Source organism: Vreelandella sp. 162(4c) (genome assembly GCF_058152265.1).
On sequence record NZ_CM176981.1, the window covers coordinates 4,201,046 to 4,224,805 of the forward strand.

General features: G+C 53.5%; 23 protein-coding genes and 1 riboswitch. Of the genes, 17 read left to right on the plus strand and 6 right to left on the minus strand.

Going from position 1 to position 23,760, the window contains the following annotated elements; translation table 11 throughout:
* The first annotated feature begins 75 nt into the window (after positions 1–75).
* Both AC4EYZ_RS19280 and AC4EYZ_RS19285 read left to right on the plus strand, forming a co-directional pair.
* Positions 76–1,029, plus strand: coding sequence for a D-ribose ABC transporter substrate-binding protein (locus AC4EYZ_RS19280; protein ID WP_009288677.1), 954 nt, complete (start codon positions 76–78; stop codon positions 1,027–1,029).
* A gap of 105 nt (positions 1,030–1,134) precedes the next feature.
* Positions 1,135–2,040 (plus strand): ribokinase, encoded by a 906-nt coding sequence (locus tag AC4EYZ_RS19285; protein ID WP_342584876.1) that lies wholly within the window; start codon positions 1,135–1,137, stop codon positions 2,038–2,040.
* Between the two features lie 104 nt (positions 2,041–2,144).
* On the opposite strand, the gene AC4EYZ_RS19290 is transcribed toward AC4EYZ_RS19285, so the two are convergent.
* From AC4EYZ_RS19290 to AC4EYZ_RS19305, 4 genes are read right to left on the minus strand one after another with little or no spacing between them, the layout of a single operon-like run.
* Entirely contained in the window at positions 2,145–2,933 is a 789-nt protein-coding gene (locus AC4EYZ_RS19290; protein ID WP_342584875.1) for an HpcH/HpaI aldolase family protein, read from the minus strand.
* Positions 2,930–4,456, minus strand: coding sequence for a tripartite tricarboxylate transporter permease (locus AC4EYZ_RS19295; RefSeq protein WP_490203968.1), 1,527 nt, complete (start codon positions 4,454–4,456; stop codon positions 2,930–2,932). Before AC4EYZ_RS19295 ends, AC4EYZ_RS19290 begins: the two co-directional genes overlap by 4 nt.
* A gap of 4 nt (positions 4,457–4,460) precedes the next feature.
* The gene (locus AC4EYZ_RS19300; protein ID WP_474192379.1) at positions 4,461–4,931 is read right to left on the minus strand and encodes a tripartite tricarboxylate transporter TctB family protein; all 471 of its coding nucleotides are present in this window, start codon (positions 4,929–4,931) and stop codon (positions 4,461–4,463) included.
* A gap of 30 nt (positions 4,932–4,961) precedes the next feature.
* The gene (locus AC4EYZ_RS19305; protein WP_474192378.1) at positions 4,962–5,960 is read right to left on the minus strand and encodes a tripartite tricarboxylate transporter substrate binding protein; all 999 of its coding nucleotides are present in this window, start codon (positions 5,958–5,960) and stop codon (positions 4,962–4,964) included.
* Between the two features lie 263 nt (positions 5,961–6,223).
* Here AC4EYZ_RS19305 and AC4EYZ_RS19310 point away from each other — a divergent pair, with 263 nt between their 5' ends.
* The 10 genes from AC4EYZ_RS19310 to AC4EYZ_RS19355 all read left to right on the plus strand — a co-directional run bounded on the left by AC4EYZ_RS19310 (position 6,224) and on the right by AC4EYZ_RS19355 (position 16,028).
* Entirely contained in the window at positions 6,224–7,246 is a 1,023-nt protein-coding gene (locus AC4EYZ_RS19310) for a LacI family DNA-binding transcriptional regulator (protein WP_490203969.1), read from the plus strand.
* A gap of 714 nt (positions 7,247–7,960) precedes the next feature.
* On the plus strand, positions 7,961–8,821 hold the full coding sequence (locus AC4EYZ_RS19315) for a transketolase (protein ID WP_039860238.1): 861 nt from the start codon (positions 7,961–7,963) through the stop codon (positions 8,819–8,821).
* 12 nt (positions 8,822–8,833) lie between these two features.
* Complete coding sequence (locus AC4EYZ_RS19320) at positions 8,834–9,829, plus strand: transketolase family protein (protein ID WP_009288166.1); 996 nt, start codon at positions 8,834–8,836, stop codon at positions 9,827–9,829.
* 89 nt (positions 9,830–9,918) lie between these two features.
* On the plus strand, positions 9,919–10,899 hold the full coding sequence (locus tag AC4EYZ_RS19325; protein WP_009288167.1) for a TRAP transporter substrate-binding protein: 981 nt from the start codon (positions 9,919–9,921) through the stop codon (positions 10,897–10,899).
* Positions 10,900–10,914: 15 nt separating this feature from the next.
* Complete coding sequence (locus AC4EYZ_RS19330) at positions 10,915–11,478, plus strand: TRAP transporter small permease (protein WP_009288168.1); 564 nt, start codon at positions 10,915–10,917, stop codon at positions 11,476–11,478.
* Complete coding sequence (locus tag AC4EYZ_RS19335) at positions 11,475–12,734, plus strand: TRAP transporter large permease (RefSeq protein ID WP_009288169.1); 1,260 nt, start codon at positions 11,475–11,477, stop codon at positions 12,732–12,734. The genes AC4EYZ_RS19330 and AC4EYZ_RS19335 overlap by 4 nt, the downstream gene beginning before the upstream one ends.
* Positions 12,735–12,741: 7 nt before the next feature.
* Complete coding sequence (locus tag AC4EYZ_RS19340; protein ID WP_051052158.1) at positions 12,742–13,623, plus strand: NAD(P)-dependent oxidoreductase; 882 nt, start codon at positions 12,742–12,744, stop codon at positions 13,621–13,623.
* Between the two features lie 9 nt (positions 13,624–13,632).
* The gene (locus tag AC4EYZ_RS19345; RefSeq protein WP_009288171.1) at positions 13,633–14,484 is read left to right on the plus strand and encodes a sugar phosphate isomerase/epimerase family protein; all 852 of its coding nucleotides are present in this window, start codon (positions 13,633–13,635) and stop codon (positions 14,482–14,484) included.
* Positions 14,485–14,496: 12 nt separating this feature from the next.
* Positions 14,497–15,249, plus strand: a complete 753-nt coding sequence (locus AC4EYZ_RS19350; RefSeq protein WP_039860240.1) for an SDR family NAD(P)-dependent oxidoreductase — start codon at positions 14,497–14,499, stop codon at positions 15,247–15,249.
* Between the two features lie 59 nt (positions 15,250–15,308).
* Positions 15,309–16,028 (plus strand): FadR/GntR family transcriptional regulator, encoded by a 720-nt coding sequence (locus tag AC4EYZ_RS19355; RefSeq protein WP_039860242.1) that lies wholly within the window; start codon positions 15,309–15,311, stop codon positions 16,026–16,028.
* Between the two features lie 128 nt (positions 16,029–16,156).
* Here AC4EYZ_RS19355 and AC4EYZ_RS19360 read toward each other — a convergent pair whose 3' ends face one another.
* On the minus strand, positions 16,157–16,633 hold the full coding sequence (locus tag AC4EYZ_RS19360) for a 6,7-dimethyl-8-ribityllumazine synthase (RefSeq protein ID WP_039860244.1): 477 nt from the start codon (positions 16,631–16,633) through the stop codon (positions 16,157–16,159).
* Positions 16,634–16,730: 97 nt separating this feature from the next.
* Positions 16,731–16,899: riboswitch (FMN riboswitch) on the minus strand.
* A gap of 230 nt (positions 16,900–17,129) precedes the next feature.
* Here AC4EYZ_RS19360 and AC4EYZ_RS19365 point away from each other — a divergent pair.
* The 3 genes from AC4EYZ_RS19365 to AC4EYZ_RS19375 all read left to right on the plus strand — a co-directional run bounded on the left by AC4EYZ_RS19365 (position 17,130) and on the right by AC4EYZ_RS19375 (position 21,207).
* Positions 17,130–18,170 (plus strand): AbrB family transcriptional regulator, encoded by a 1,041-nt coding sequence (locus tag AC4EYZ_RS19365; RefSeq protein ID WP_009288173.1) that lies wholly within the window; start codon positions 17,130–17,132, stop codon positions 18,168–18,170.
* 89 nt (positions 18,171–18,259) lie between these two features.
* Positions 18,260–20,152: an ABC transporter ATP-binding protein gene (locus AC4EYZ_RS19370; protein ID WP_009288174.1), complete on the plus strand. Its 1,893-nt coding sequence runs from the start codon at positions 18,260–18,262 to the stop codon at positions 20,150–20,152.
* Between the two features lie 47 nt (positions 20,153–20,199).
* Positions 20,200–21,207 carry a zinc-dependent alcohol dehydrogenase family protein gene (locus AC4EYZ_RS19375; RefSeq protein WP_009288175.1) on the plus strand — a complete coding sequence of 336 codons (1,008 nt, stop codon included), beginning with the start codon at positions 20,200–20,202 and terminating at the stop codon, positions 21,205–21,207.
* Positions 21,208–21,290: 83 nt separating this feature from the next.
* On the opposite strand, the gene AC4EYZ_RS19380 is transcribed toward AC4EYZ_RS19375, so the two are convergent.
* Positions 21,291–21,557: a hypothetical protein gene (locus tag AC4EYZ_RS19380; RefSeq protein ID WP_027959997.1), complete on the minus strand. Its 267-nt coding sequence runs from the start codon at positions 21,555–21,557 to the stop codon at positions 21,291–21,293.
* A 172-nt stretch (positions 21,558–21,729) separates the two neighbouring features.
* Here AC4EYZ_RS19380 and AC4EYZ_RS19385 point away from each other — a divergent pair, with 172 nt between their 5' ends.
* Entirely contained in the window at positions 21,730–22,878 is a 1,149-nt protein-coding gene (locus AC4EYZ_RS19385; protein WP_009288176.1) for a hypothetical protein, read from the plus strand.
* Between the two features lie 39 nt (positions 22,879–22,917).
* Positions 22,918–23,754: a mechanosensitive ion channel family protein gene (locus AC4EYZ_RS19390; protein ID WP_009288177.1), complete on the plus strand. Its 837-nt coding sequence runs from the start codon at positions 22,918–22,920 to the stop codon at positions 23,752–23,754.
* Positions 23,755–23,760: the final 6 nt, after the last annotated feature.

Sequence of the window (23,760 nt, forward strand, 5' to 3'; positions counted from 1 at the left end):
AGCATTGCTTAGAAGTGTGGCCTGCTCAGGTCTACCGATTCAAAGACCAACAATCATAACTATGAGGTAATAATCATGCTTCCAAAAAGTAAAAAAGTGCTTTTTACAGCTCTCGCCAGTGTCTCGATGCTCTTTAGTAGCTCTATAGTTGCTCAGGACAAGGGACTGATCTCAATTATTGTCAATGATATGTCAAACCCCTATTGGCAAACGGAAGGAACAATTGCTGAGCGTACAGCAGAAGAATTGGGCTATGATGCAAATGTAAGTTCCCATGTGGGTGACACCAACACTGAAAGCAATCAGGTCGATACGGCAATTACCAATGGGGCTAAAGCAATCATTCTCGACCCTGCTAATGCGGACGGTTCCATTGGCGCTGTGCGAAGAGCAATCGAGGCGGGAATTCCGGTATTTATTATTAACGCTGAGATTAACCAGCAGGGATTGGCCAAAGCGCAACTGGTTTCCAATAATGCGCAAGGAGCCGCGTTAGGAGCGCAACAGTGGGCAATGCAACTAGATGGCGAGGGATCCTATATAGAGTTAAAGGGACCCCCTTCTGATAATAATGCTGCGACAAGATCCAATGGCTATGAGACGGTGCTTAGCCAATACCCCGATCTTAGCCTTGCTGCGTCTGACATCGCTAACTGGGATCGGACGGAAGGGCGCAATAAAATGCAGAGTATGCTCCGTTCTCATCCTGATATTCGAGGCGTCATTAGTGGTAACGACGAAATGGCTTTAGGCGCCATTGTGGCTCTAAAGCAGGAGGGGCGGCTAGACGATGTAATAGTAGGTGGTTTTGACGGTTCACCAGATGCTGTTGATGCGGTTCGCTCGGGTGAACTGGCCTATACCGTTCTACAGCCGGTGGCCGTATTTGCAGAACATGCAGTAAAAATTGCTGATCATTACATTAATACCGGAGAAACAGGGTTGGATAGTGAAAAACAGCTTTATGACTGTTTCCTTATTACTCAAGATAATGTCGATAGCTATACCTCTCCCTTTGTGTTGGAATAATAGGTTTTAGAAGAGTAAGCGTTAGAAGAGTAGGTGTTAGAGGAACTTGCCTAGAGGCCAGTCAGCTTTAAAGCTGGCTGGCTTTTTGAATAAGAGGGGGTGTCAATGATCTTTAATTTTGGTTCCATCAATATCGATTATACTTACCGTGTACCCTATTTTGTCCGCCCTGGCGAAACCTTGGAAAGCGGTGATTATAATATTGGGTTAGGTGGAAAAGGCGTCAATCAGTCACTGGCAATAGCGCGTGCCAAAGGAAGGGTGAGTCACTGGGGGCGAGTTTCATCGATAGATGCCTGGGTGACCAGTGAGCTTGAGTCTGCGGGTGTTGGTGTGAAAGATGTCGAATTGACCTCAGAGCCAAGTGGGCATGCCATTATTCAAATTGACGCACTGGGTGAAAACGCTATTCTTTTGTTCTCTGGCGCCAATTATGGTTTTACGCAGGAGAAAATGACGGCTCTTATTGCGCAAACCGCTCCTGGCGACACAATACTTATTCAGAACGAATGTAACGGGCTTGATCAGCTTATTCCATTAGCAGTGAGCCACGGCTGCAAGGTGATATTTAACCCAGCACCAATGACCTCGAAGGTATCATCACTCCCTCTAGACCAATGTGAACTGCTTTTTTTTAACCGTACAGAGGCCGCCGCTTTATTAGAGATGCCGGTAGAGTCGAGCGCCGCAGATTTGCTAAGGCGTTGTAAAGAATCGCTTGGCGATGTCGAGGTGGTTCTTACCCTAGGTAGCGAGGGGGCTTGGTATCAGCGCAGCAGTGAGACTCTTTTTCAATCGGCTTTAAAGGTAAAGGCCATCGACACAACGGCCGCAGGCGATACCTTTGTGGGTTACTTCCTTGCCGCTAGGCAAGCTGGCCTAAAGCCTTCACAGTGTTTGCAAAGGGCAACAGCGGCGGCTGCCCTGGCGGTTCAAAAACGCGGCGCTGCCAGTAGTATTCCAATGGCGGAAGAGGTTGATAGATTGATGTGTCAACAAGAAGCGCTATAGAGTGCGGCAGTGGTTTGTTTTCAGCATTATCTTGGTCACTTTATCTTAACGTCTTCAGAAGGCCGGTGGCAGTGACGCCCCGGCCACTAAGGACCATATCCGAATCAGGATCCTCCGAAATCAGCGGATTGCTCACGCCATAGTGCCGCCTCGTGGCGTAGGGTGCTGGCGAGCAGTGCGATGTCGTTGGGGCCGGCCACGAAGCGGTAGCCACTATTGGTAAGAGTGGTAACATCGCGACCGGGCCCGGTGATGGTGCCCATCCAGCGCCCGCTACTGGCGATGCGGCGCTCAAGATCCTCAATCAGACGGCGTACCTCGGGTGCCTCGAGACGTTCGAGCAAGTCCATAGAGCCCGCCAGGTCGTTGGGGCCGATGAACAGCATGTCTATGCCATCGACCTCGGCGATCGCCTCGACGTTATCTGCCCCTTCAGTATGCTCGATCTGGGTGATCAACAGCAGGTCATCGTTGGCTTGACTGGCGTAATCACTGAAAGCGCCGTAGCCTGAGGCGCGTACGATAGGAGCCGCATAGCCACGCTGTCCATGAGGAGGGTAGCGGCAGGCATCGACGATAGCTTGAGCCTGTGCAGCGCTATTGACCATCGGCACCATGATTGAGCGTACCCCCATATCCAGGATTTTCTTCAGGTAGGTGGGGTCGTTGGCGGGAATGCGTAAAACCGCTTCACCACCTGCTGCTTCGATGGCGCGAACTAGATGCGCGGTATGCTCGAGGCTGGAGACACCGTGCTCGTTGTCGATCAGAATGGTTTTCCAACCTGCCCAAACGGCAATTTCGGCTAGTTCGGGGCTGGCGCTTTCCAACCACAGGGCGCTAATGGCTCGACCCTGCTTAAGGGCAAGTTTGGTACGGTTGCGATGGTTCATGGATAGGTTTCCGTTTCCGAAGAGGGGCTAGGGTGGCGACGACGCTGAACACTCTCATAGATACCGCGAGTCAGCAGCAACGCCCAGAGCAGCAGGGTGAGTGTGCCTAGCGCCGCCGCCCAGGGGCGATCGAAGAAGGCCAGCAAGTCGCCTTGGGCCTTCATCATCGATGTCATGAAGTTTTCCTCGACGATTGTGCCGAGAACGATACCCAGTATGGCGGGCGCCAGAGGAAAGCCATTGGCCTCCATGGCGTAACCCAGGACACCCAGCGCCAATACTGTCCAGATGGCAATGACCGAGTTGGTAATGGCGTAAGCTCCCACCAACGAGAACAGTAGTACACAGGGCATGAGGACCCGACGCGGGATACGTACCACCTGACTGGAAGCCATGATCACCAACAGGCCAGCAGGGATCATCGCGAGATTGCTTAGTGCGAAGGCGCCGTAAAGGGTATGTACCAGTTCTGGTGACTCGGTAAATATCTGCGGCCCAGGTGACATCCCGTTGAGTAGCAGGATGCCGATGGCAATAGCCGTGACGCTATCGCCGGGGATACCGAACACCAATGCTGGCGTCCAGGCGCCACCGATAGCGGCATTGTTGGCGGAGCCTCCATCGGTTACGCCCTCAATGTACCCCGTACCGTAGCGTTCGGGATGGCGCGAGAAGCGCCGTGAAATCGCATAACAGATCCAAGCGGCGATATCTGCCCCGGCGCCGGGCAGCGCGCCGATCAGGGTGCCAAGTACGCTGGAGCGGGCGATGTTGCGCTTGAAGCGGCGCAGTACGAGCGCTGCCTCATGCAGCGCTTTGGAAAATGACTCTTGTACTGCATTGGCAGGTTGGTCGCGATGTCCTATCTGTGCACTGCGCAGAATCTCGCTGAGCGCAAACAGGCCGATGATGGCGGGAATAAAGCTAATGCCATCGAACAGTTCGTAATTGCCGAAGGTGAAGCGTGGATGGCCGACGGCGACATCGATGCCGATAGTGGCGATAAATAGGCCGAGGAAGAGGCTGGAAAAGCTCTTGGCGACGCTACCGTTACTAGTTAGTACCGCGCAACTCAGTCCTAGGCAGGCCAGCCAGAAGGTTTCGAAGCTGGAAAACTGCACTGCGACACGGGCCAACTGAGGGGCAATGAGCGCTAGAAGGGCGACACCCACCAGGCCTCCAATGCAGGCGGCGAACAATGACACCATCAGCGTCGAGCGGGAGCGTCCTGCGCGTGACAGGCGGTAAGCGTCCTCGACGTAGGCCGCGGAGGCGGGCGTGCCGGGGATACGCATCAAGGTGCCGGGTACGTCGCCAGCGAAAATCGCTGTGGTAGTTGTGGCGACAATGGCGCTGATGGCGATCAACGGATCCATGAAGTAGGTAAAGGGCACCAGAAGGGCCACCGCCATGGTAGCGGTTAGGCCCGGCATGGCGCCGATGAAAGTGCCATAGAGCGTACAGGCGGCGATGACCGCTAGAGACGCTGGACTGAATAGGGCAGTAAGGGTCGAGGCGCTCATAGCGTCACCATGCCATTGGTGTCAGCAGGCCCCAGGGGAGCGGGACGCGCAGCAGTGAATAGAACAGCAGATGCACGCTGATCACCAGGGGTAGCGCTAGCAGCACTGCGCCCCCAGCACGCATCCCGAAGATCAGGGCTGTGGCGGAGACTGCCATTAAGGAAGCAATATGAAAGCCCAGGGGGGCGAGCAATAGGCCATAGCCGAGTATCACGATCAGCAGGGCCAGGGGGCGTGCCGCCATCCGCCAGCCTGTTTGCCGAGGCGGCATCGTCGAAGTGCTCGGCGCCTTCCGCCGCCCCCGCGACCCAAAGCCGATTAGCGCTCCGCAAACTATCAGGCCAATCGCCGCGATAGAGGGAAACAGGCCGGGGCCGTACTCCAGCCCGCCCAGGGACGGGAAGGTTGAGGCGCGCCAGAGCACCAGTGCGCCGAAGAGAACCAGTAGGCTCCCCGACAATCGATCATTGCACATGAACACCTCCTGCTTATCAATCGGCCTCGCTTATTTGGCGAGGCCGATCGCTTCGACCACTTCGCCCAATTGACGATCAGCCTCAGCGAGGAGTTGAGCGGTCTCGTGACGATTTTCGAACACTACCTGAGTGCCACTGCTGCGCTTGAACTCGGCCCAGGCTTCACTGTTGATAGCTGTCTCGATTGCTTGCTCGTAGGTGCAGGCGATCTCGTCCGGTAGACCGTCAGGGCCGCTGACCGTCACAAAGGCACTTAGTGTCCATCCACTCTCCAGTGTGTCAGCTGTCAAAGGGACTTCAGGCATCTGTTCCATCGGAGTATCGCTCATGTAGCCCAGCGCCTTTAGTTCCCCCTGTTCGATCAGGTTGCGGGCCTCAGCGAGTGAAGGTGTCGCAACATCAATGCCCCCTGCCATCAGTTCCTTGAGTGCAGGCCCAGCACCTTGGCTGGGGATCCAGCGAATGGCGTCGGGAGCCAGTCCTTCGGCCTTGAGCATACCGGCTAGGGCGAGATGCCAGATGCCGCCCTGGGCAGTTCCCGATGCGGTCAATTCTCCGGGGGTCTGGCGTGCCTCGTCGAGTAGATCCTCAAGCGTTTCGTAGGGCGAATTATTTTGTACCACTACCCCAGGCGAGCTGCGGTTAATCAATGCGATGGGCGTGATGTCCTGGTAAGTCAGCGGCGTTAGGCCGAGCCAGTGCATGGTGTCGATCTCGACAGTGGCGGCACCAATGGTATAGCCGTCAGGTCTGCCACGCGCGAGCGAGGTGTGGCCTACAACGCCGTTTCCACCGGTACGGTTGATGACGTTGAAGGGCACACCCATTTGTTCCTCAAGCAGGCTGGCCAACCGACGTGCATTGGCGTCGGTGCCGCCACCAGTACCCCAGGGAACGATGAAGGTAACGGCTCGTTCGGGCTGCCAGTGACAGGTTTCAGTGTTATCGGCTGAGGCGGAAGTGGCTGCCAACGAGGCCCATAGGGCCAGTGAGATAGTCATTATTGTTGTCGAGTTTGTGCGTGTCATGCTGTGTGCTCCTGGCAGTGGCGAGGGATATTGACGGCGTTTTTTGATAGTTGTTGGGATGCCTTCATTGTCATTTTTTACCTAGTTCAATCGATTGAATAAATACAACTTTGGTCGTTATAGAATTGGAATTCCGTGTTTACGAGGCTTGCGATATCACTAAAAAAGCCGCTATGAGAGTATGTTGCTCATAATTCCAAAAGGAGGCTGGCGTACTAGATCGCGTTCCGTCGCCTATAAATCATGGGAGTTGAGTTTTTTATATGGCAAGTCGTCCGACACTTAAAACTATCGCCGATCAGGTAGGCGTCACCGTTTCCGCAGTATCATTAGCCCTGCGTAATGATCTGCGAATTTCCCAAGCGACGCGGGAGCGTATCCAACAGGCTGCGAAGGAGCTGGGTTACGTCTATAACCGGCATGCGGCGGGGTTGCGGAGAGGCGATAGCGGCACTGTAGCGGTATGCCTTAATGATCTGAGCAACCCCTTTTTCACCGAATTCCTTGGGCATATGGAAGCGCGCTTCCGCGAGGCGGATCGCATGATGCTGTTCTGCCATGCCCATGAAACACCATCGATCCAGGCGCGCTTCATTCGTCAGATGGCCGAGCATGGTGCCGCGGGTCTGATTTTAGTGCCTGTCGCCGGTACCACCCGAGAAGATCTTGATGGGCCGCAGGTAAGGCATCTACAGGATTTTCCGCTGGTGCTGATTTCCCGGGATGTCGCTGATACAAGTTTCGATCGAGTCATCAACGACGATGTGCTAGGCATCCGTCTTTTATTTGAACACTTATATGAAGCAGGGCATAGGCGCTTTGCTTGGTTGGGTGGTGGCGGTGATACGTCCACTGCCCGTGATCGAGAATGCTCCTTCCGGCAGCAGATGGATGCTGCCGGTTTGCCTGTCACCAGTGATTCGGTTCACCACGGGCCAACGACACTGGAATTCGGTGACGCCATGCTAAAGCGGCTGCTTGCGATGCCGGAACCACCGACCGCAATTATGTGTTTTTCGGACATTATCGCCTTTGGTGTGCTGGCGGCGTGCTACCGGCATGGGGTGCGCCCAGGTGTGGATATTTCTGTCACCGGTTTCGATGATATGGCTGCGGCCGCCTACTCGGCACCAGCATTGACCAGTGTGCGGGTGCGCACTGACCTAATTGGCCAGTGTGCCAGTGAGTTGCTGCTTTCTCGTATGGCGGGGGAGCAATTTCCGCCGGTTCGGAAGGTGGTGCCGCCCGAGCTGGTGGTGCGGGCGAGTACCGGGCCGGTAGCATGAGTTTCGCACTCACCTGACCTCTGCTATGGCGAAGATAGCGGTGATGGTAACTGAACGTCCTGAAATGGACGCCTATCGATCCGATCCTGCGCTACCCATCCTACCTACACCTACACCTACACCTACACCTACACCTACACCTACACCTACACCTACACCTACACCTACACCTACACCTACACCTACACCTACACCTACACCTACACCTACACCTACACCTACACCTACACCTACACCTACACCTACACCTACACCTACACCCATGATGCCCGCGTTATCAGCGTTAGGGCGTCACTTTGGCCGTACAAGAATGTAGGTGTCACTGGCAGCAGGGCATCACTGTTTGGTCTACCCGGTATGGAATTCTTTTAGCAGCAGCATTCGATACGTCAGTGCTTGTGCTGTCGTGAGGATCTATCCAGCTATTTTTAAAATGTTTCAAAATGGTTGACCATTTTGAGTGTTGAGGTGTTTTTATTTTTCCTCTGGTACTCAAAGTCAGTGATTGTGGTTTATTTCACTGGGCAGCGATGGTTTTTTTAAACAATTTCATATTGCTGTTTTTAAACACTATTATTTATCAATGAGCATTGGTTTTGAGCGATTTTACTGATGTTTAATGCGCGATTCCGTTATTGTTTAGACTAAAGTTTCGTTTCAAGCCATCGCAATTATCTCTATCTTGAAATGGTCAACCATTTGGAGGTGACTGGAATGAGTCAAACAGCTACCGTGTCGAGGGCTGGTGTTATTGAGGTGCTTCGGCAGCGAGCTTACAAAATTCGCCGCCACGCTCTGCGGATGGGTGAGGTGCAAGGGCAGGGGTACGTTGGTCAAGCGCTCGGGATTGCCGATGTTTTGGCGGTGTCTTACTTCCATGCCCTGAAGCTGGATCCCAAGAACCCTGACTGGGAAGGACGAGATCGTTTCTTGCTCTCTATCGGGCATTACGCCATCGCCTTGTACGCCGCTTTGATCGAGGCTGGTGTTATCAGCGAGGAAGAGATCGAAGACTACGGCAGCGATGACAGTATTCTGCCCATGTCAGGTATGGCCGACTACACGCCGGGCATGGAAATCACCGGTGGCTCGCTAGGTCACGGTCTGGGTATCGGCGTAGGAATGGCGCTGGGCCTCAAGCGCAAAGAGAGCACTTCACGGATTTTTAACCTGCTTTCAGATGGTGAGCTAAATGAAGGCTCGACCTGGGAAGCTGTCGCATCCGCAGCCCACTGGAAGTTGGATAACCTGATTGCCATTGTCGATGTCAACGATCAGCAGGCCGACGACAGGTCCTCCACCGTACTCAACTACGAGCCGATCGCTGATAAGTGGGTTGCGTTTGGGTGGGAAACCTACCGTGTTGATGGCAATGATCTTGAAGCGCTAGTCGAAGCCTTCGACAGTGCGCTAGCAAGTGACTCAAATAAGCCCCGGGTGATTATCTGCGACACCCTGATGGGGCGCGGTGTGCCTTTCCTCGAAGAACGTGACAAGAACCACTTTATTCGTGTTGATGAGAATGAGTGGAGTGTGGCGCTCAAACAGCTCGATGAAGTTTACGGTGTCCAGTAAGGAGGAAATGAAATGAGCGCCAAGAAGAAGCTAAAGACCTCGGCAATGATTGCGTCCATCGCGGGCGAAGACCAGCCAACGACTGCTGCGCCCTTCGGCCATGCGTTGGTAGAGGCTGCTGGGAAAAATCCCAAGATTGTTGGTATGACGGCAGATCTGGGCAAATATACCGACCTGCACATCTTCGCCCAGGCCTACCCGGATCGCTACTACCAGATGGGCATGGCTGAGCAGCTACTCATGATGGCCGGTGCGGGTATGGCACGCGAAGGCTTTATCCCTTTCGTGACGACCTATAGCGTTTTCGCCTCACGCCGTGCTTACGACTTTATTTGCCTAGCGATTGCCGAAGAGAAACTCAACGTCAAAATTGTTAGCGCACTTCCTGGGCTTACCACGGGCTATGGCCCGAGCCACCAGGCTACCGAAGATATCGCTATCTTCCGCGGCATGCCGAACCTGACCATCATCGACCCTTGTGATGCGGTTGATATCGAGCAGTCAGTTCAAGCGATGGTCGATTTTGATGGCCCCGTCTACTTACGCCTACTGCGTGGCAAGGTGCCCCGTGTTTTAGATCGCTTTGAAGGTTACCAATTCGAGATCGGCAAGGCTAAAAGGCTGCTAGATGGAGAAGATGCCTTAATCATCTCTTCTGGGCTGATGACGATGCGTGCGATTGAGGCTGCCGATGAGCTGAGAGAGAAAGGCACCAACGTGGCGGTTTTACACTGCGCCACAATCAAGCCGCTAGATACCGATACCATTCTGGCGGAGGTTCGTCGCTATCCTGAACGTCCCGTCTTCGTGGCCGAAAACCACTCAATCATTGGTGGTCTGGGCGAAAGCATTGCATCGCTGCTGATGAAAGAGGGTGTATCCGTCAAATTTAATCAGATCGGCCTTCCCGATGAATTTCTGGATGCCGGTGCTTTACCCACTCTGCATGATCGTTACGGTATTTCCACCAAGGAGGTGATCAAAACGCTAAAGCAGCACGTTGCCTGAATATACTAACTAAATCAAAAAACTAAGACTCCAGCTACGTTTGATAACCGCTATTTCTAACAACAAATATTTTAATAGAGAGAAACGTCATGAAAAAAACAGTCCTTGCTTCTGTCATTGCCAGCGCTTTTTTCATTAGTGGTAATGCTGCCGCTCAGCAAACCCTGCAACTTGCCCATAACGCGGCGGAAGGTAACCCCAAGTGGGATGCTTCAGAACTCTTCGCAGAGCTCGTCGAAGAAGGAACCAATGGGGAATTAATCGTCGATGTTGGTGGTAATGCGCAGTACGGCGACGATATGGAAGCCATCACTCAGATGAGAATGGGTACCTTAGCGTTTAGTACCAATAGCCAGGGCTCGACATCCAGCGTTGTACCGCAGTTCTCCGTTCTGGGACTACCGTTTCTGTTCAACTCTCTTCCCAGCGCTTGGGAGGTTATGGACGGCGAAGTCGGCGATGAACTGAAAAGGCTTTCTGAAGAGAAGGGGCTTGTACTACTGGCGCTGTGGGATAACGGCATTCGTCATGTCAGCAATAATGTTCGCCCTATTGAGACCCCTGATGACTTGGAAGGCCTTAAGATTCGAACCCCTCCCGATGAGATGACGGTTGATATCTTTGAGGCGCTTGGCGCAAACCCCACCCCAATGAATTTCTCTGAACTCTATATTGCTCTTGAACAAGGGGTCGTTGATGGTCAGGAAAATCCATTAATGAATATTTACTCATCCAAGCTTCACGAGGTGCAGGACTATATTTCCTTAACCGGCCACAAGTATGAGTCAACCCCGCTACTTATGAGCAAGATGGTCTGGGATACGCTTTCACCCGAATACCAAGAAGTGATTCAGCAAGCGGCCGTCGAGGCGGGTGAGTTCAATCGTCAAGCGTCACTTGAGGCCGACGATGCGCTGAGAAGTAAGATGGAAGAGGCGGGTGTCGCTTTTAACGAAGTAAATCCTGAACCTTTCATCGAAGCCACTTCATCCGTTTATGACCAGTGGGCAGAAGAGTACCCAGAATTGGTCGAGATGGTCGTCAATGCGGCTCAGCGTGAAGCGCAATAACGGAAGGGGCTTTTCATGACGCTCTCAATAGAGAGCCGCGACAGTGAAGTGGGCGGGACCACTTCACTGTTAGCGAGCTCAAAGCGTGTGATTTATCACACCTTCAAATGGGTATCCATCGTCGCTGTTGTGGCTATCTTCGTGTCGCTATTACTGGGTGTGGTGGTTCGCTATGTGTTTTCTACCAACTTGGGCTGGGTAGCGGAAGTGCCCAACTTGGTTTTTCCCTGGTTAACCATGTGCGCCATCGTCGCTGCTGCAGCAAGAAACGAGCACATTGGTGTCGAGTTGGTCGTCGAAAAGTTGCCAAGGCTACCCAAGAAGCTAGTGGTATTGGCCATCAACCTAATAGCAATGATCGCTTTTAGCTTCATGGCCGTTAACGGGTTGGATGTCGTTGAAATTGCAGGCTCCCAGCGATTGCCGATAACCCGGATTGGTATGTCCTGGGCTTATTGGTCAGTCGTCGTTGGTTTTATGGGGTTAGCTGTTATTTCGTTCATCAACATCGCAATGGTGCTCACCGGGGGAGATCAATCCTCTGAACCTCAAGTTTCTCACGGGGAGGAAGGGATATGACGGCCCAGATGCTCATTGGCTTTGTCTTGTTGCTGTTAATGGCGATGCCTGTTGGTTACTCGTTGGTTATAAGTGGTTGGGCGGCGCTATCCGTTTTTGGCCCTATGCCATCCAGTATGGCGGTTATGAAGATATTTCAACCGACGCAAAGTTTCCCTCTGCTGGCGATCCCCTTTTTTATACTCTCTGGTGGGCTAATGATGTCCGGCAAACTAGGACAGAAGTTAGTGGGTTTAGCCTCCATGTTGGTGGGTAAATATCACGGAGGGCTCGGCCAGGTCACCGTGGTGGGCTCCACTGTATTTGGAGGGGTCTCGGGGTCTTCTGTAGCAGAAGCGTCCGCACTTGGTTCCATGCTTATCCCTTGGCAAAAGAGAGAGGGGTATCCTGGCGCTTTCGGTGCTGCTGTTACCTCAGCCTCTTCTGTGATTGCTGGCCTGATGCCGCCTTCTATCCCACTCATCCTGTTTGCTACTGTCTCGAACACCTCCATCGCATCACTGTTCATTGCCGCAGTGATTCCCGCACTGATGCTCGCGGGTGGCATGATGCTGGCTTGCAATATCATTGGCAGACGACGCGGGTTCCCACGTCTTACGCTCAAGTACACTGGCGCTGAAATAAGAAACACGCTGTTCACCGCTTTGCCAGCGTTGTTGATGCCGGTATTTATCGTTGTGCTACTGCGTGCGGGGATTGCCACACCCACTGAGGTAAGTGTCATTGCCGTTGCCTATGCGCTGGTGGTCAGTACGGTTATTTATCGGGATCTGACGGCTGAACGCGTCATGAGTGCGCTGGTAAACACAGTGATTACCACGGGCATTGTGATGCTCATTATCGCAGCAGCCAACATTATTGCTTATATTCTGACGTCAGGCGGTGTCCCGCAGGCCGTCGCTCAATGGGCTGTCGAGTATCTAAAACACCCTATCTTGATCATTTTGGCGATCAACTTGCTGATGCTATTTATCGGCATGTTTCTCGATTTGCCCGCTGCCATCTTGCTGTTAGGGCCAACGCTGGTCTCCATCGCCAACGCGATTGGGCTAGATCTGGTGCAGCTTGGCATCATCATGTGCGTGAACCTCAGCATTGGTCTGTTCACGCCCCCCATCGGTACCACTCTGTTTGTCTCTTCTGCTATTGCCCGTGAACGTATTGGCGCCGTGGTAAAGGAGCTGGGGCCTTTCTATTTGGTGGCTATTGTCGTGTTGCTGCTGGTGTCCTACGTGCCAGCTCTGATTATTTACTGAGGTGGTTATGCAAACTATCGCATTTGCAGGGCTTGGCGCCATGGGGTGGCCTATGGCAACCCGGTTGAAAAAAGATGGTTTCCAGGTGCTGGGTATGGATGCCGTTGAGTCAACGGAAACGGCTTTCAACGACCAGGTGATGTCTCCCGAGCAAAAACAGCGCGGACTGACCCGCTGCGAAGCACTTTTTATCATGGTGGTAAATGCAGATCAGGTGCGTTCTGTACTGTTGGGTACCAACAGTATTGAGTCGCTTAGGCAAGGTGCTTGTGTTGTCCAAATGTCGACCATTTCCCCGGACGATGCGGCGGCTATCTCACAAGAAGTCGCGGCGATTAGGCCTGACCTTCACTTCATCGATGCCCCGGTGTCAGGCGGAGTGGTAGGCGCCGAGGCGGGTGAACTCACGATTATGGCAGCGGGCACCCAAGACGCTTTGTCGAAATGCCGTCAAGCGTTTGAAGTGTTGAGCAAAGTTGTGTTTGAAGCCGGGGAGCAGCCAGGACAGGGCTCGGCGATGAAAGCAGTCAATCAACTGCTGTGCGGTGTGCACATTGCCGCTGCTGCAGAAGCGCTGGCACTGGCAGAGAAGAGCGGTATTGATGCCTCAACAATGCTAACGCTGTTACAGGGCTCATCAGCTTCCAGTTGGATGCTGAAGGATCGTGGCCCTCGGATGATCGCTGAGCCCAGTGATATTACCAGTGTGATCGATATTTTCTGCAAAGACATGGGCATTGTCTGCGACTCAGCCAAGACCTCCAAGGCATTTACGCCACTGGCAGAAACCGCGCGTCAGCTATTTGTTTCCAGTGCTGAGCGAGGAGAGGGCAAGTTAGATGACAGCCAGCTGATTCGCACTTACCGACTGCTGAATGGAACGGCCTAAGGGGACACAATGCCCAGTTTTATATCTGTCAGTACCGCGGCTTACGACGGCTATGATTTCGATGTGATTCTGCCATCGCTAGCGCGGTGTGGCATAAGGAATGTGGAGTTTGCCTTTATTGATGGCTATGTAGAGGTCTTCACCGACAGCGATTTTACTGCTGCTTTCGCAGCTGAGCTAAAAAGTGAAATGCAGCGCCATGGCCAGCAGTGCCGCTATTTTTCCGGCCATATTGATTTGGGCATTGAGAACGCAGCCGCCAGGCTTGAAGCGCGCTGTCGTTTTGCTGCGTCTTTAGGGGCATCCTTTGTAATTACCAACGCTGCTACGCGCGAGCGCGCAGGAACCTTCTTTGCACAGGCCGATACCCTGGCTGCGATTGCTGAAAATTATGGTCTGCGCATTCTGCTTGAGAATCCCGGTAATGGTGTTCCCAATTTACTCGACCACGCCAGTGACGCACCCCTCTTGCTTGAGCGGCTGGACTCCCAGGCCTTCGGTATTAATTACGATATCGGCAACCTGTTAGCCCACCGCCCAGCCCGAGAACCGCTTGAAGATGCACGTGCGGCAATGAATATTGCCGATCATTTTCATCTTAAACCCTGTGCGCGCCGTGAGGGCGGCATCGATTTCGTCCCATTGGGAGCAGGAGATGTGAATGACACTGCTCTGGCGTTGGAGCTTCTTCGCCAGAATAAGCCGTTTTCACTCGAGCTTCCATTCCGCCTACATCGCGATGCCAATGCTCAACCTTGGCGTGATGAGCAACCACTGCCACTCGACGTAATCGAGTCGCGCATTTCCTGCTCTCTTATGGAGCTGTCATCACTCCACAAACAACTTACTACAACCCAATAAAAGGAAAACGCTATGTTACTTAAAGACAAGGTATGTATCGTCACCGGCGCCGCAGGTGAAAAAGGCATTGGCTTGAGAACTGCCAAGCTCTTCTATGAGCACGGAGCCTCAGTCGTCATTTCCGATATCAATGAGCAAGCCTGCGAGCAAGTGCGCAGCGAATTTGACCCTGAGCGCTCACAAATAGTGGTTGGAAACGTGGTGAACCGTGATGATTGCTTCAATTTGGCGAAGGCTGTCATGGATAAATTCGGCCGCATTGATGCGCTCATCAATAACGCTGGTATTACTCAGCCGGTAAAGTTCGAAGAGATTTTGCCAGAAGACTATGATCGCATCCTGGATGTTAACCTCCGTGGCATGCTCTATATGTCGCAGGCTGTCGTACCACATATGAAAGCGGCAAAATCAGGCTCAATTATTAACACCTCTTCGGTTTCCGCGCAGAGGGGGGGCGGTATTTTTGGGGGCCCGCACTACAGTGCCGCCAAGGCTGGCATGTTGGGGCTGGGCAAGGCCATGGCACGAGAGCTTGGTGCTTTTGGCATTCGCATTAACTCCGTTACCCCGGGGTTAATTGCTACAGACATCACCGCTGGCAAGCTTGACGATCAGATGAAAGCCAAGATTTTAGAAGGTATTCCGCTGGCACGAATGGGCACCCCCGAGGATGTAGCCAAGGCCTTCCTGTTTTTGGCGAGTGACCTGTCCAGCTACATTACAGGGGCCACTCTGGATGTTAACGGCGGTATGCACATTCATTGATTATGCTAAGCTGCCCCTATACTTACGAAACGGTATAGGGGTGGCGTTTGGATGATGTTATGAGTCAGATCGATCCGAATCTTTTGGATAGACTTAAGGAGTTTGTGTCGGTCTCCGAACTGTCTAAGGATGGCCGGTTAAAGCTTCCTGCAGAAAGAGCGCTGTGTGAACATTTTGATATGCATCGTTCGTCGGTTAGGAACGTCCTTTCGTTATTGCAAAGTCTTGGCTTCATCGAACGCAAGCAGGGTAGTGGCACCTTTCTTAAAATGCCCGAACCTGTCTTTATCCAGCTCTATTTTGAGCTGGCGCTTAAGCTCAACTACATCTCAGTAGACCATCTTGAAACGGCTAGAGAGATGTTTGAAAAAGAGATCGTACAGGCGGCAGCAGTCAACCATCAGCCTCATGAGCTGAGAAGGCTTGAGTTGCTTTGCGAAAAAATCGTGACGTCATCCGATGTTCTTGAAGGGATTCAGGCGGATTATGAATTCCATGAACTGTTGGCCATTATGGCCAAAAATCCTGCCATATTGATTATTTTCCAAGGGTTATCATCGGTATTGAAAAAGGTGCTTCACCAGCGCAGGATTTTGGCCCGGCAGTCTAAAGAGGCACAAAAGAAAACTAACGAGACGCATATTGCTATTGTCGCAGCAGTTAAAACCCGCGACCGGGAGCTCGCGCGTCAAGCTATGCATGATCACTTTGAAACATGGAACCAGCAGACGATGCGCAGCTTTCCCAAAGCTGAGGATTCAAGTCTTTTTGCCGAGTAAGTGCTACTACTTTGCAGCAAAGAGCCTAAACGGCTAGTTAAGCGTCAACCGTCTATGAATTGACTCAGGTAGCGAGCTAACATTCAGATTGCCCGCTACCTAAGCATCTCCACAATTTTAGCAGTGACTTATTTTAGCCCTTGAATCCGTCGATGGTTTTCCAAAGTCATTACCAACGCTTCAGCCGCTTCCTTGCCTTTGGCACGGAAATGGTCATAGAAAAAATCATGATGTGTGCTGTGTTCATGGAAATGATGCGGCGTCAGCACGACAGAAAGTATGGGAATTTCTGTGTCCAGTTGCACCTGCATCATGCCTTCAACCACTGCCTGAGCAACGAAGTCGTGGCGATAGATGCCTCCATCAATAACAAAGCCCGCACCCACAATGGCGCTGTAACGACCTGTTTTGGCTAGCAACTTAGCTTGAAGAGGCACTTCATAAGCCCCCGCAACTTGGAATATTTCTATTTGATCAGCGGAAAAGCCATGCTCACTGGCAAGTTGAGCAATAAATGCTTCTCTGGCTTGGGCAACAATATCGTGATGCCAAGACGCTTCGATAAAGGCAACGCGAGGGAATGAAGAAAGTTGGGTCTGATTCATGGTCATCCTAAGGGGATTGGTTACCAGAACCAGGGCATGAGGCATCCAATAGCACAGCACCCGCATGCGTTGGAACGCTACGGGTAATATCACTAGGAAACCTTCTCTTTTATCCGGACTATTACCGTCGGCTTCGGGATCTCACCGAATCTGCTGTCCTCAACCGTTAGGTGACACCTCTGGTTGAGCGCTCGTGGGCTTATCCGCATCAATAAAGATATGGCATCACCACCGGTGGGGACTTACACCCCGCCCTGAGAAAGTTCGCCATTACTGGCGGAAGACATTATACGCTGGCTGGCCGACAGATACAGATAGCATGACCAAAAAATTAAGATGATGGATGACGTCTTGAAAGGTGAGCTTAGCAACCAAAAGCATACCTCTTCGCCATCATTGAAGCCCAAACCACTGGTTAAGTGCTAGACTACTGGATGTCATTAGCAGGTTAATTATTGCGTCAATAGGGACAGATTTTAAGATTTAGGGAGTCGATGTGAAGGGCGTCGTGTTGAATGCAGGGAGCGCAAAAGCGCTGGCAATATCACTAACCGTTGGCGCCGTTGGCGGTACGCTGTTTCAACTGTCCGGTTTGCCCCTTGCATGGATGCTTGGCCCTCTTATTGCCAACCTAGTGGTCTCTTCACAAGGCGTGAAGGTCGAAGTGCCTGAGCCACTGCGTAACGTATTTCTAGCCGTCATGGGGTTGGTGTTGGGTAGCCAGGTGACGCCGCAGCTGGCTCATCGCGTACTGGATTGGCCGGTTTCTGCTGCTCTCTTGCTGCTGGGAGTAGCCGCCTCCACTGCCGTAGCCGCTGCCTGGTACCGGCGCTGTGGTTTCGACCCCGTCAGTGCCTGGTTTGGTGCCTCGCCCGGCGCGATGACGGCGATGATTCTGTTGGGCGAAAAGTGCGGTGGCGACCCCCAGCGTATTGCAGTCGCGCAGTCGCTGCGCATCATTTTAGTGATTCTTTTTTTGCCGCCGCTATTTTGGGCCTATGAGGGCGGAGGCGAGGGCATCGGCCCTGTTCATAGCAGTTTTGAACACGGCTGGATGCTTCTGATGATCCCGCTGCTGTTGCCGCTAGGACGCTGGCTGCGAATTCCCAGCCCTGCACTGCTGGCACCACTGCTAGCCGCTGCTCTATTATCCGGTGTTGATATTGCCAGTTTCGCTCTCCCAGAGTGGGGGATGAACCTGATGCTGTGGGTGCTGGGCAGTGCCATTGGTTCGCGCTTTAAGGGCATGACGCGAAAGCTTTTTGGCCGCTATTTATGGCAGTCTGGTGTGGCGACGCTGTTAGCGTTGCTGGTACTTGCACTATTTGCCGAGCTGATTCATCAACTGCTAGGGGTAGGGCGCGATGTGGCGCTGCTGGCGCTGGCGCCGGGGGGCATTGGCGAAATGGCTATTTTGGCCGTCGCGCTCAATATCGACCCGGTGTTTGTTGCCTTTCATCACCTGCTGCGCATGGTCACGCTGATGATCATTGCGCCTTTTTGGGCGCGTTGGCTGCTGCGCCACGCTCCTTCTTAAATCTTAAACAATCAAACTGTTACATAAATAAGTTAACGTCTGTCACATCAACCTCAGACACACCAACGCCAGTCACGTAAGGAAGCCTCATGCTATCGCGTGTTTTACAGCCGCTATTTCGTTACTTCGAAACGCGGGTAAACCCTTATCCGGAAGGCGAGGTTAAAACGCCGCCTAAGGGCTTAATGCCGTTTATTGTGCACTTTTCCCGTCCGATGCTGCCGCTGTTGCTGCTAATGACGCTGTTCACGGCGCTGGTCTCGGCGGCTGAAGTGGTTTTCTTTAGCTACATGGGGCAACTGGTCGATTGGCTGGGCAACGTTGAACGTGCAGGCTTTTGGGCTGAAAACGGCCTGTGGCTTGCTGGCCTGGGGCTATTGCTGCTGATCGGTTTGCCGCTGTTGGTGCTGATGCAGTCATTGGTCACCCATCAGAGTATTTTCGGTAACTACCCGATGATCGGCCGCTGGCTATCCCACCGCCATATGCTTAGCCAGAGCCTGGCATTTTATCAGGACGAATTTGCCGGGCGGGTGTCGCAAAAGGTGATGCAAACGGCGCTGGCGATCCGCGAGACCGTCACCAAGGTGATGGATCTATTGGTCTACGCCATCGTCTATTTCACTGGTGCGGCCTACCTGCTGGGCCGGGCGGATCTTTTGCTGCTGATCCCACTGGGACTGTGGCTGGTGGGCTACCTGTCGATCATGCGCTACTTCGTACCGCGCCTGCGCGATGTCTCCATGGCGCAGGCAGACGCCCGTGCCCAAATGACCGGGCGCGTGGTGGACAGCTACAGCAATATCCAAACCATCAAGCTGTTTGCCGACACCGAGCGCGAGCAGCGCTATGCCAAAGATGCTATGGAAGGCTTTATGGTCACCGTTCACCGCCAGATGCGGCTGGTGACGATCATGAGCGTGGGTTTGACGCTGCTCAACACGGCGCTGTTGGTGGGTACTGCGGCCATGGCGATCAGCGCCTGGTACACGGAGGCGATTTCCCTGGGCGTTTTGGCGATTGCCATCGCGCTGGTTATGCGTATCCGCTTTATGTCTGACTGGATATTGTGGGAAGTCGCCGGGTTGTTTGAAAATATCGGCACGGTTCAAGATGGCATGAACACCATCGCTCAGAAGCCCACGATCAACGATGCGCCCAATGCTAAAGCGCTTCAGGTTCCCCATGGCGAAATTGTGTTTGATGCGCTGCGCTTTCAATACGCCCAGGCGAAAGGGGAGAGTAAAAACGTCTTTGATGGACTCAGCCTGACCATCAAGCCCGGCGAGAAAATCGGCCTGATCGGCCGTTCCGGGGCGGGCAAATCCACTCTGGCCAATCTGCTGCTGCGTTTTTATGACTTGCAAGGTGGGCAGATTTTGATTGATGGGCAAAACATTGCCGAGGTGACTCAAACCTCTTTGCGCCACCAGATTGGCATGGTCACCCAGGACACCTCACTGTTGCACCGCTCACTGCGTGACAACATCCGTTACGGCAGCCCCCACGCCAGTGACGAAGACGTTTGGAACGCGGTGTGCCGCGCCCATGCAGATACCTTTATCAATGATCTGGTCGACCCGAAAGGGCGTCGCGGCCTGGATGCCCATGTGGGCGAGCGCGGAGTGAAGCTTTCCGGTGGGCAGCGCCAGCGGATCGCGATCGCCCGGGTGCTGCTCAAAAATGCCCCGATTCTGGTTCTGGACGAGGCCACCTCGGCGCTGGACTCGGAAGTGGAGGCCGCCATTCAAGAGCAGCTGGATACGCTGATGGAAGGCAAAACGGTGATTGCCATCGCGCATCGGCTGTCGACCATTGCCATGCTCGATCGGTTAATTGTGGTGGATGAAGGGCGCATGGTGGAAAGTGGCACGCACCAGGAGCTGCTTGCACGCAACGGCATTTATGCCAGCCTTTGGCAGCGCCAGTCAGGTGGCTTCCTGGGCCTTGATATCGACGGCAACGGCCCCAACCAACAGTAGATACATAAATCAATGTACATATTCGAACTGTACATACTGAGGTAACGATGAAAGCGATCAAGCTGAATCAGCCCGGCGGTTTGGACAAGCTGGACGTTGTCGACATGGAAGCGCCTGGGGAGCCGGGCCCTGGTGAAATCCGAGTACGTCTACACGCCAGCTCTCTGAATTTTCACGACTACGCCGTGGTCGCTGGGATGATTCCCACCGACGATGGGCGTATTCCCATGTCAGACGGCGCAGGTGTTGTCGAAGCCGTGGGCGATGGTGTCAGTGAGTTCGCGGTGGGCGACCACGTGGTATCGACCTTCTTTCCCCACTGGTTGGAAGGCCCGGCGCGTGTCGGTGATTTTCGCACCACGCCAGGTGACGGCGTGGATGGCTACGCTCGTGAGCAGGTTGTACGCCCGGCTGAGTGGTTTACCCATCAGCCCAAGGGCTATAGCCATGCGGAATCCGCTACCTTAACCACCGCTGGCTTGACCGCTTGGCGGGCGCTGGTCGTCGATGGTGGCATTAAAGCGGGGGATAGCGTGCTGGTGATGGGCACGGGCGGGGTATCCATTTTTGCCCTGCAGTTTGCCCGATTAATGGGCGCGCGGGTAATTGCTACCTCATCATCTAACGAAAAGCTGGCGCGGCTGCGTGAGATGGGCGCCGAGCACACCATCAACTATAAAGAGACGCCTGATTGGGGTAAGCGCGTGAAAGAGCTGACCAACGGCGAAGGCGTTGATCATATCGTCGAAGTGGGCGGGCCAGGTACGCTGCCGCAATCCTTTGATGCGATCAAAATCGGTGGGCATATCGCTTTGATTGGTATCCTCACTGGGCGTGAGGGTGAAATACCGACGGCTAAATTAATGGCCAAGCAGGCGAGTTTGAAAGGCTTGATTGTGGGCAGTCGTCGCCACCAGATCGAGATGATTCGTGCGCTGGAAACATTCGATATGCACCCGATCATTGACCGCGAATTCCCGCTTGCCGAGATCGCCGACGCTTTCCGCCACCAGGAATCTGGCCAGCACTTCGGCAAGATCTGCCTGACGTTTTAAAACAGTTGGCTTACTTTCGAGGAAGTGAGTCATAGATAAATAGTTTGCACGCCTTGCGCACTTGCCGGGCGTGCAAGTGCAGACTAATCTGGCAAGCGGCTGTAGACCACGCCTTTTACTTCAAGCTCCAATATCTCATCGTAGGGCACCATCACGCCTTCAACGTCACCCGGTGTGCGATGGCTGTTCTTAATCTCGGTTTCAGGTATCACCTTTACGCCCATTAGCCCAACGTGCTGGATTCTGGCGCTAAAGCGATTGCCCTCATGCTCAATCAGTAGCCGCTCACCGGCAATACACTTCTCGAGCTTGGCGTGGAGTTCTGTTTCGCTAACGTGGACAACACTCATTGCTTTCTCCTTTAGCTTTTGCCATTGCTCTCGCAATAAAATAATAATCCGTTATGTGCGCTAACGACTGTCTATAAAGACTTTATTTTAGACCATAAGTTCGTCTATGAGGTTAGAAGCTGCGCGCACCGTGCTAAAGTGAACGCTTATTGCTAACCATAGGGACAAGGTCATGGGGGAGCATTCATCATCAGCCGACACGCCGCTGTGGGCGGTCGTCGAGCTCGATCAGTTTCGTACCCCTGAGCAGACCCAGGCAAGCCAATGGCGACGTTCGTTGCGTTCGGCTTCGACGTGGCTGGTAGGCAAAAACAGCGCTGAGCAGCAGGTAAAAGAAGAGCATGAACTGCGTGCGTTGCCCGAGGTTAAGCTAGCGCATTTAGTGCCGCCCATCGATTGGGCGCCCGCCGCAAGGGCTTTGGCGCAGCAGCTAAAAGGCCAGCAAGCGCCGGTTACGTTTTTTATTACCCCGCCGCACAGCGGCCATGTTTCTGTGGTGAGTCAGTGGGCGGAACAGCACCACTTTGCCTGTTTGCCGCCACCCACGCTCAGCGAGCTTGCCGAAGGCGACACTCAGTGGGTAGAGCGTTGTGCCAATCAACGCGAGTGGGCTGTTCCCGCATTAGAACGCTACTTTTTACGCCACACTCAGGGTATTCAGGGCGTACGTGAATTTCTTGAGCGCGCCTTAAGTGGCCGCTTGGGGCAGGGTGTGATTGGCTGTGACAGCTGGGCGTATGCCTACCTACAAGAAGTGGTCGGTATCGAGGGCGCGCCGGTATTTACCCTTCAAGCCATGGAGGGCGAACAGCTGTCGCAGTACTTTGCGAAGATTGCGACCCATGAGGGGCAGTCTCCGTTGGTCTACAGCACGCGAACCGGTAAGCCAGTATTGACTGAATCAGCAACCCAGCATGGCGACAAAGCCCCTAACAAAGAGCTACAGCGCTTAGCTGCTCACTGTCGTGGTCATATAGGTCTTGCTTGGCACTACTGGCGCGAGCGGCTGCGTGAGCCAACAGCAGACGATGAAGAGGCGCTGTGGCTGGTCGATGCCCTCGCCGAGGCAGAACTCTCCACAGATACCGGGGATATCGCCACGCTGGTGCTGCATGCGTTATTGGTTCATGGCGGTCTGGATGACCACTCCCTCGGGCAGGTGTTGCCGTTTTCACACCACGAGGCACTCAATGCCCGGTTAGCTTTGCAGCGCAAAGGGATTGTTTCAAGCAGCGAAGGGCGTTGGCAGATCACACCGTTAAGCTACGCAAGCGTTCGCCAGCTATTGGAATCGCGCAATTATCTGGTTGATCCCCTTTAAGTCGCCGCGCTAACAGCGACAGGCCTGCGGAGGGCACCCATGGACGAACAACAAAAGTACGCACGATTGTTTAACGATATTGATAGCCAAGCGATGATTACCCTTGGGGTGGTGCTGCTATCGACCATTGTGCTGATTATTGTCAGCCAGCGGGGGCTTAACTGGCTGGCCACTCGGTTACACGGGCAAGTGCGTTTCCGCATTTTTGCCTTGGTGCCTCTAACGCGCCTACTGATTTTGATTACTGCACTGGCCATCATCGTACCGATTATTATCGAGCCATCGCTACGTAATATGGTCACGTTGCTGGGAGCACTTGGCTTAGCCATTGGTTTTGCCATGAAGGATTACGTAAGCAGCTTGATTGCGGGTGTTGTTTCGGCGATTGAACTGCCTTATCGCCCAGGGGACTGGGTTAATATTGAAGGCACTTACGGCGAGGTTAAGCACGTCGGTTTGCGCACGGTAGATATTCAGACGCCCGACGATGATTTAGTCGCCGTGCCGCACTTAAAGTTGTGGGATCACGCCGTTTACAACGCTAATAATGGCGGTACCAGCCTGCAGTGCGTGGCGAGTTTTTACCTTCACCCCGAGCACGAAGCAGGCTGGGTACGTAAAGCGCTGCGCGATGTGGCGTTAACCAGCGCCTATCTGAAGTTCGATAAGCCAATTATTGTGGTGGCCGAAGAGAAACCCTGGGGCACCCACTACCGCATACGCGCTTACCCGGTGGATCCGCGCCAGCAGTTTTTGTTTATTACCGATCTAACTGTGCGCGGTAAAACAGTGCTGAGTGCCGCAGGCGTGCAGTCAGCGATGTTGCCACCGGATGCTGCCCTGGATGCACGCAACGCGGCAGAATCTTCTTACTAACAGGCC

What these genes read in the sequence shown, in the direction of transcription:
- AC4EYZ_RS19315 (WP_039860238.1), top strand. Translation starts at nt 7,961, where the DNA reads ATGAGTCAAACAGCTACCGTGTCGAGGGCTGGTGTTATTGAGGTGCTT.
- AC4EYZ_RS19285 (WP_342584876.1), top strand. Translation starts at nt 1,135, where the DNA reads ATGATCTTTAATTTTGGTTCCATCAATATCGATTATACTTACCGTGTA.
- AC4EYZ_RS19305 (WP_474192378.1), bottom strand. Translation starts at nt 5,960, where the DNA reads ATGACACGCACAAACTCGACAACAATAATGACTATCTCACTGGCCCTA.
- AC4EYZ_RS19340 (WP_051052158.1), top strand. Translation starts at nt 12,742, where the DNA reads ATGCAAACTATCGCATTTGCAGGGCTTGGCGCCATGGGGTGGCCTATG.
- AC4EYZ_RS19335 (WP_009288169.1), top strand. Translation starts at nt 11,475, where the DNA reads ATGACGGCCCAGATGCTCATTGGCTTTGTCTTGTTGCTGTTAATGGCG.
- AC4EYZ_RS19390 (WP_009288177.1), top strand. Translation starts at nt 22,918, where the DNA reads ATGGACGAACAACAAAAGTACGCACGATTGTTTAACGATATTGATAGC.
- AC4EYZ_RS19380 (WP_027959997.1), bottom strand. Translation starts at nt 21,557, where the DNA reads ATGAGTGTTGTCCACGTTAGCGAAACAGAACTCCACGCCAAGCTCGAG.
- AC4EYZ_RS19370 (WP_009288174.1), top strand. Translation starts at nt 18,260, where the DNA reads ATGCTATCGCGTGTTTTACAGCCGCTATTTCGTTACTTCGAAACGCGG.
- AC4EYZ_RS19345 (WP_009288171.1), top strand. Translation starts at nt 13,633, where the DNA reads ATGCCCAGTTTTATATCTGTCAGTACCGCGGCTTACGACGGCTATGAT.
- AC4EYZ_RS19300 (WP_474192379.1), bottom strand. Translation starts at nt 4,931, where the DNA reads ATGTGCAATGATCGATTGTCGGGGAGCCTACTGGTTCTCTTCGGCGCA.
- AC4EYZ_RS19290 (WP_342584875.1), bottom strand. Translation starts at nt 2,933, where the DNA reads ATGAACCATCGCAACCGTACCAAACTTGCCCTTAAGCAGGGTCGAGCC.
- AC4EYZ_RS19325 (WP_009288167.1), top strand. Translation starts at nt 9,919, where the DNA reads ATGAAAAAAACAGTCCTTGCTTCTGTCATTGCCAGCGCTTTTTTCATT.
- AC4EYZ_RS19375 (WP_009288175.1), top strand. Translation starts at nt 20,200, where the DNA reads ATGAAAGCGATCAAGCTGAATCAGCCCGGCGGTTTGGACAAGCTGGAC.
- AC4EYZ_RS19360 (WP_039860244.1), bottom strand. Translation starts at nt 16,633, where the DNA reads ATGAATCAGACCCAACTTTCTTCATTCCCTCGCGTTGCCTTTATCGAA.
- AC4EYZ_RS19295 (WP_490203968.1), bottom strand. Translation starts at nt 4,456, where the DNA reads ATGAGCGCCTCGACCCTTACTGCCCTATTCAGTCCAGCGTCTCTAGCG.
- AC4EYZ_RS19355 (WP_039860242.1), top strand. Translation starts at nt 15,309, where the DNA reads ATGAGTCAGATCGATCCGAATCTTTTGGATAGACTTAAGGAGTTTGTG.
- AC4EYZ_RS19385 (WP_009288176.1), top strand. Translation starts at nt 21,730, where the DNA reads ATGGGGGAGCATTCATCATCAGCCGACACGCCGCTGTGGGCGGTCGTC.
- AC4EYZ_RS19330 (WP_009288168.1), top strand. Translation starts at nt 10,915, where the DNA reads ATGACGCTCTCAATAGAGAGCCGCGACAGTGAAGTGGGCGGGACCACT.
- AC4EYZ_RS19310 (WP_490203969.1), top strand. Translation starts at nt 6,224, where the DNA reads ATGGCAAGTCGTCCGACACTTAAAACTATCGCCGATCAGGTAGGCGTC.
- AC4EYZ_RS19350 (WP_039860240.1), top strand. Translation starts at nt 14,497, where the DNA reads ATGTTACTTAAAGACAAGGTATGTATCGTCACCGGCGCCGCAGGTGAA.
- AC4EYZ_RS19280 (WP_009288677.1), top strand. Translation starts at nt 76, where the DNA reads ATGCTTCCAAAAAGTAAAAAAGTGCTTTTTACAGCTCTCGCCAGTGTC.
- AC4EYZ_RS19320 (WP_009288166.1), top strand. Translation starts at nt 8,834, where the DNA reads ATGAGCGCCAAGAAGAAGCTAAAGACCTCGGCAATGATTGCGTCCATC.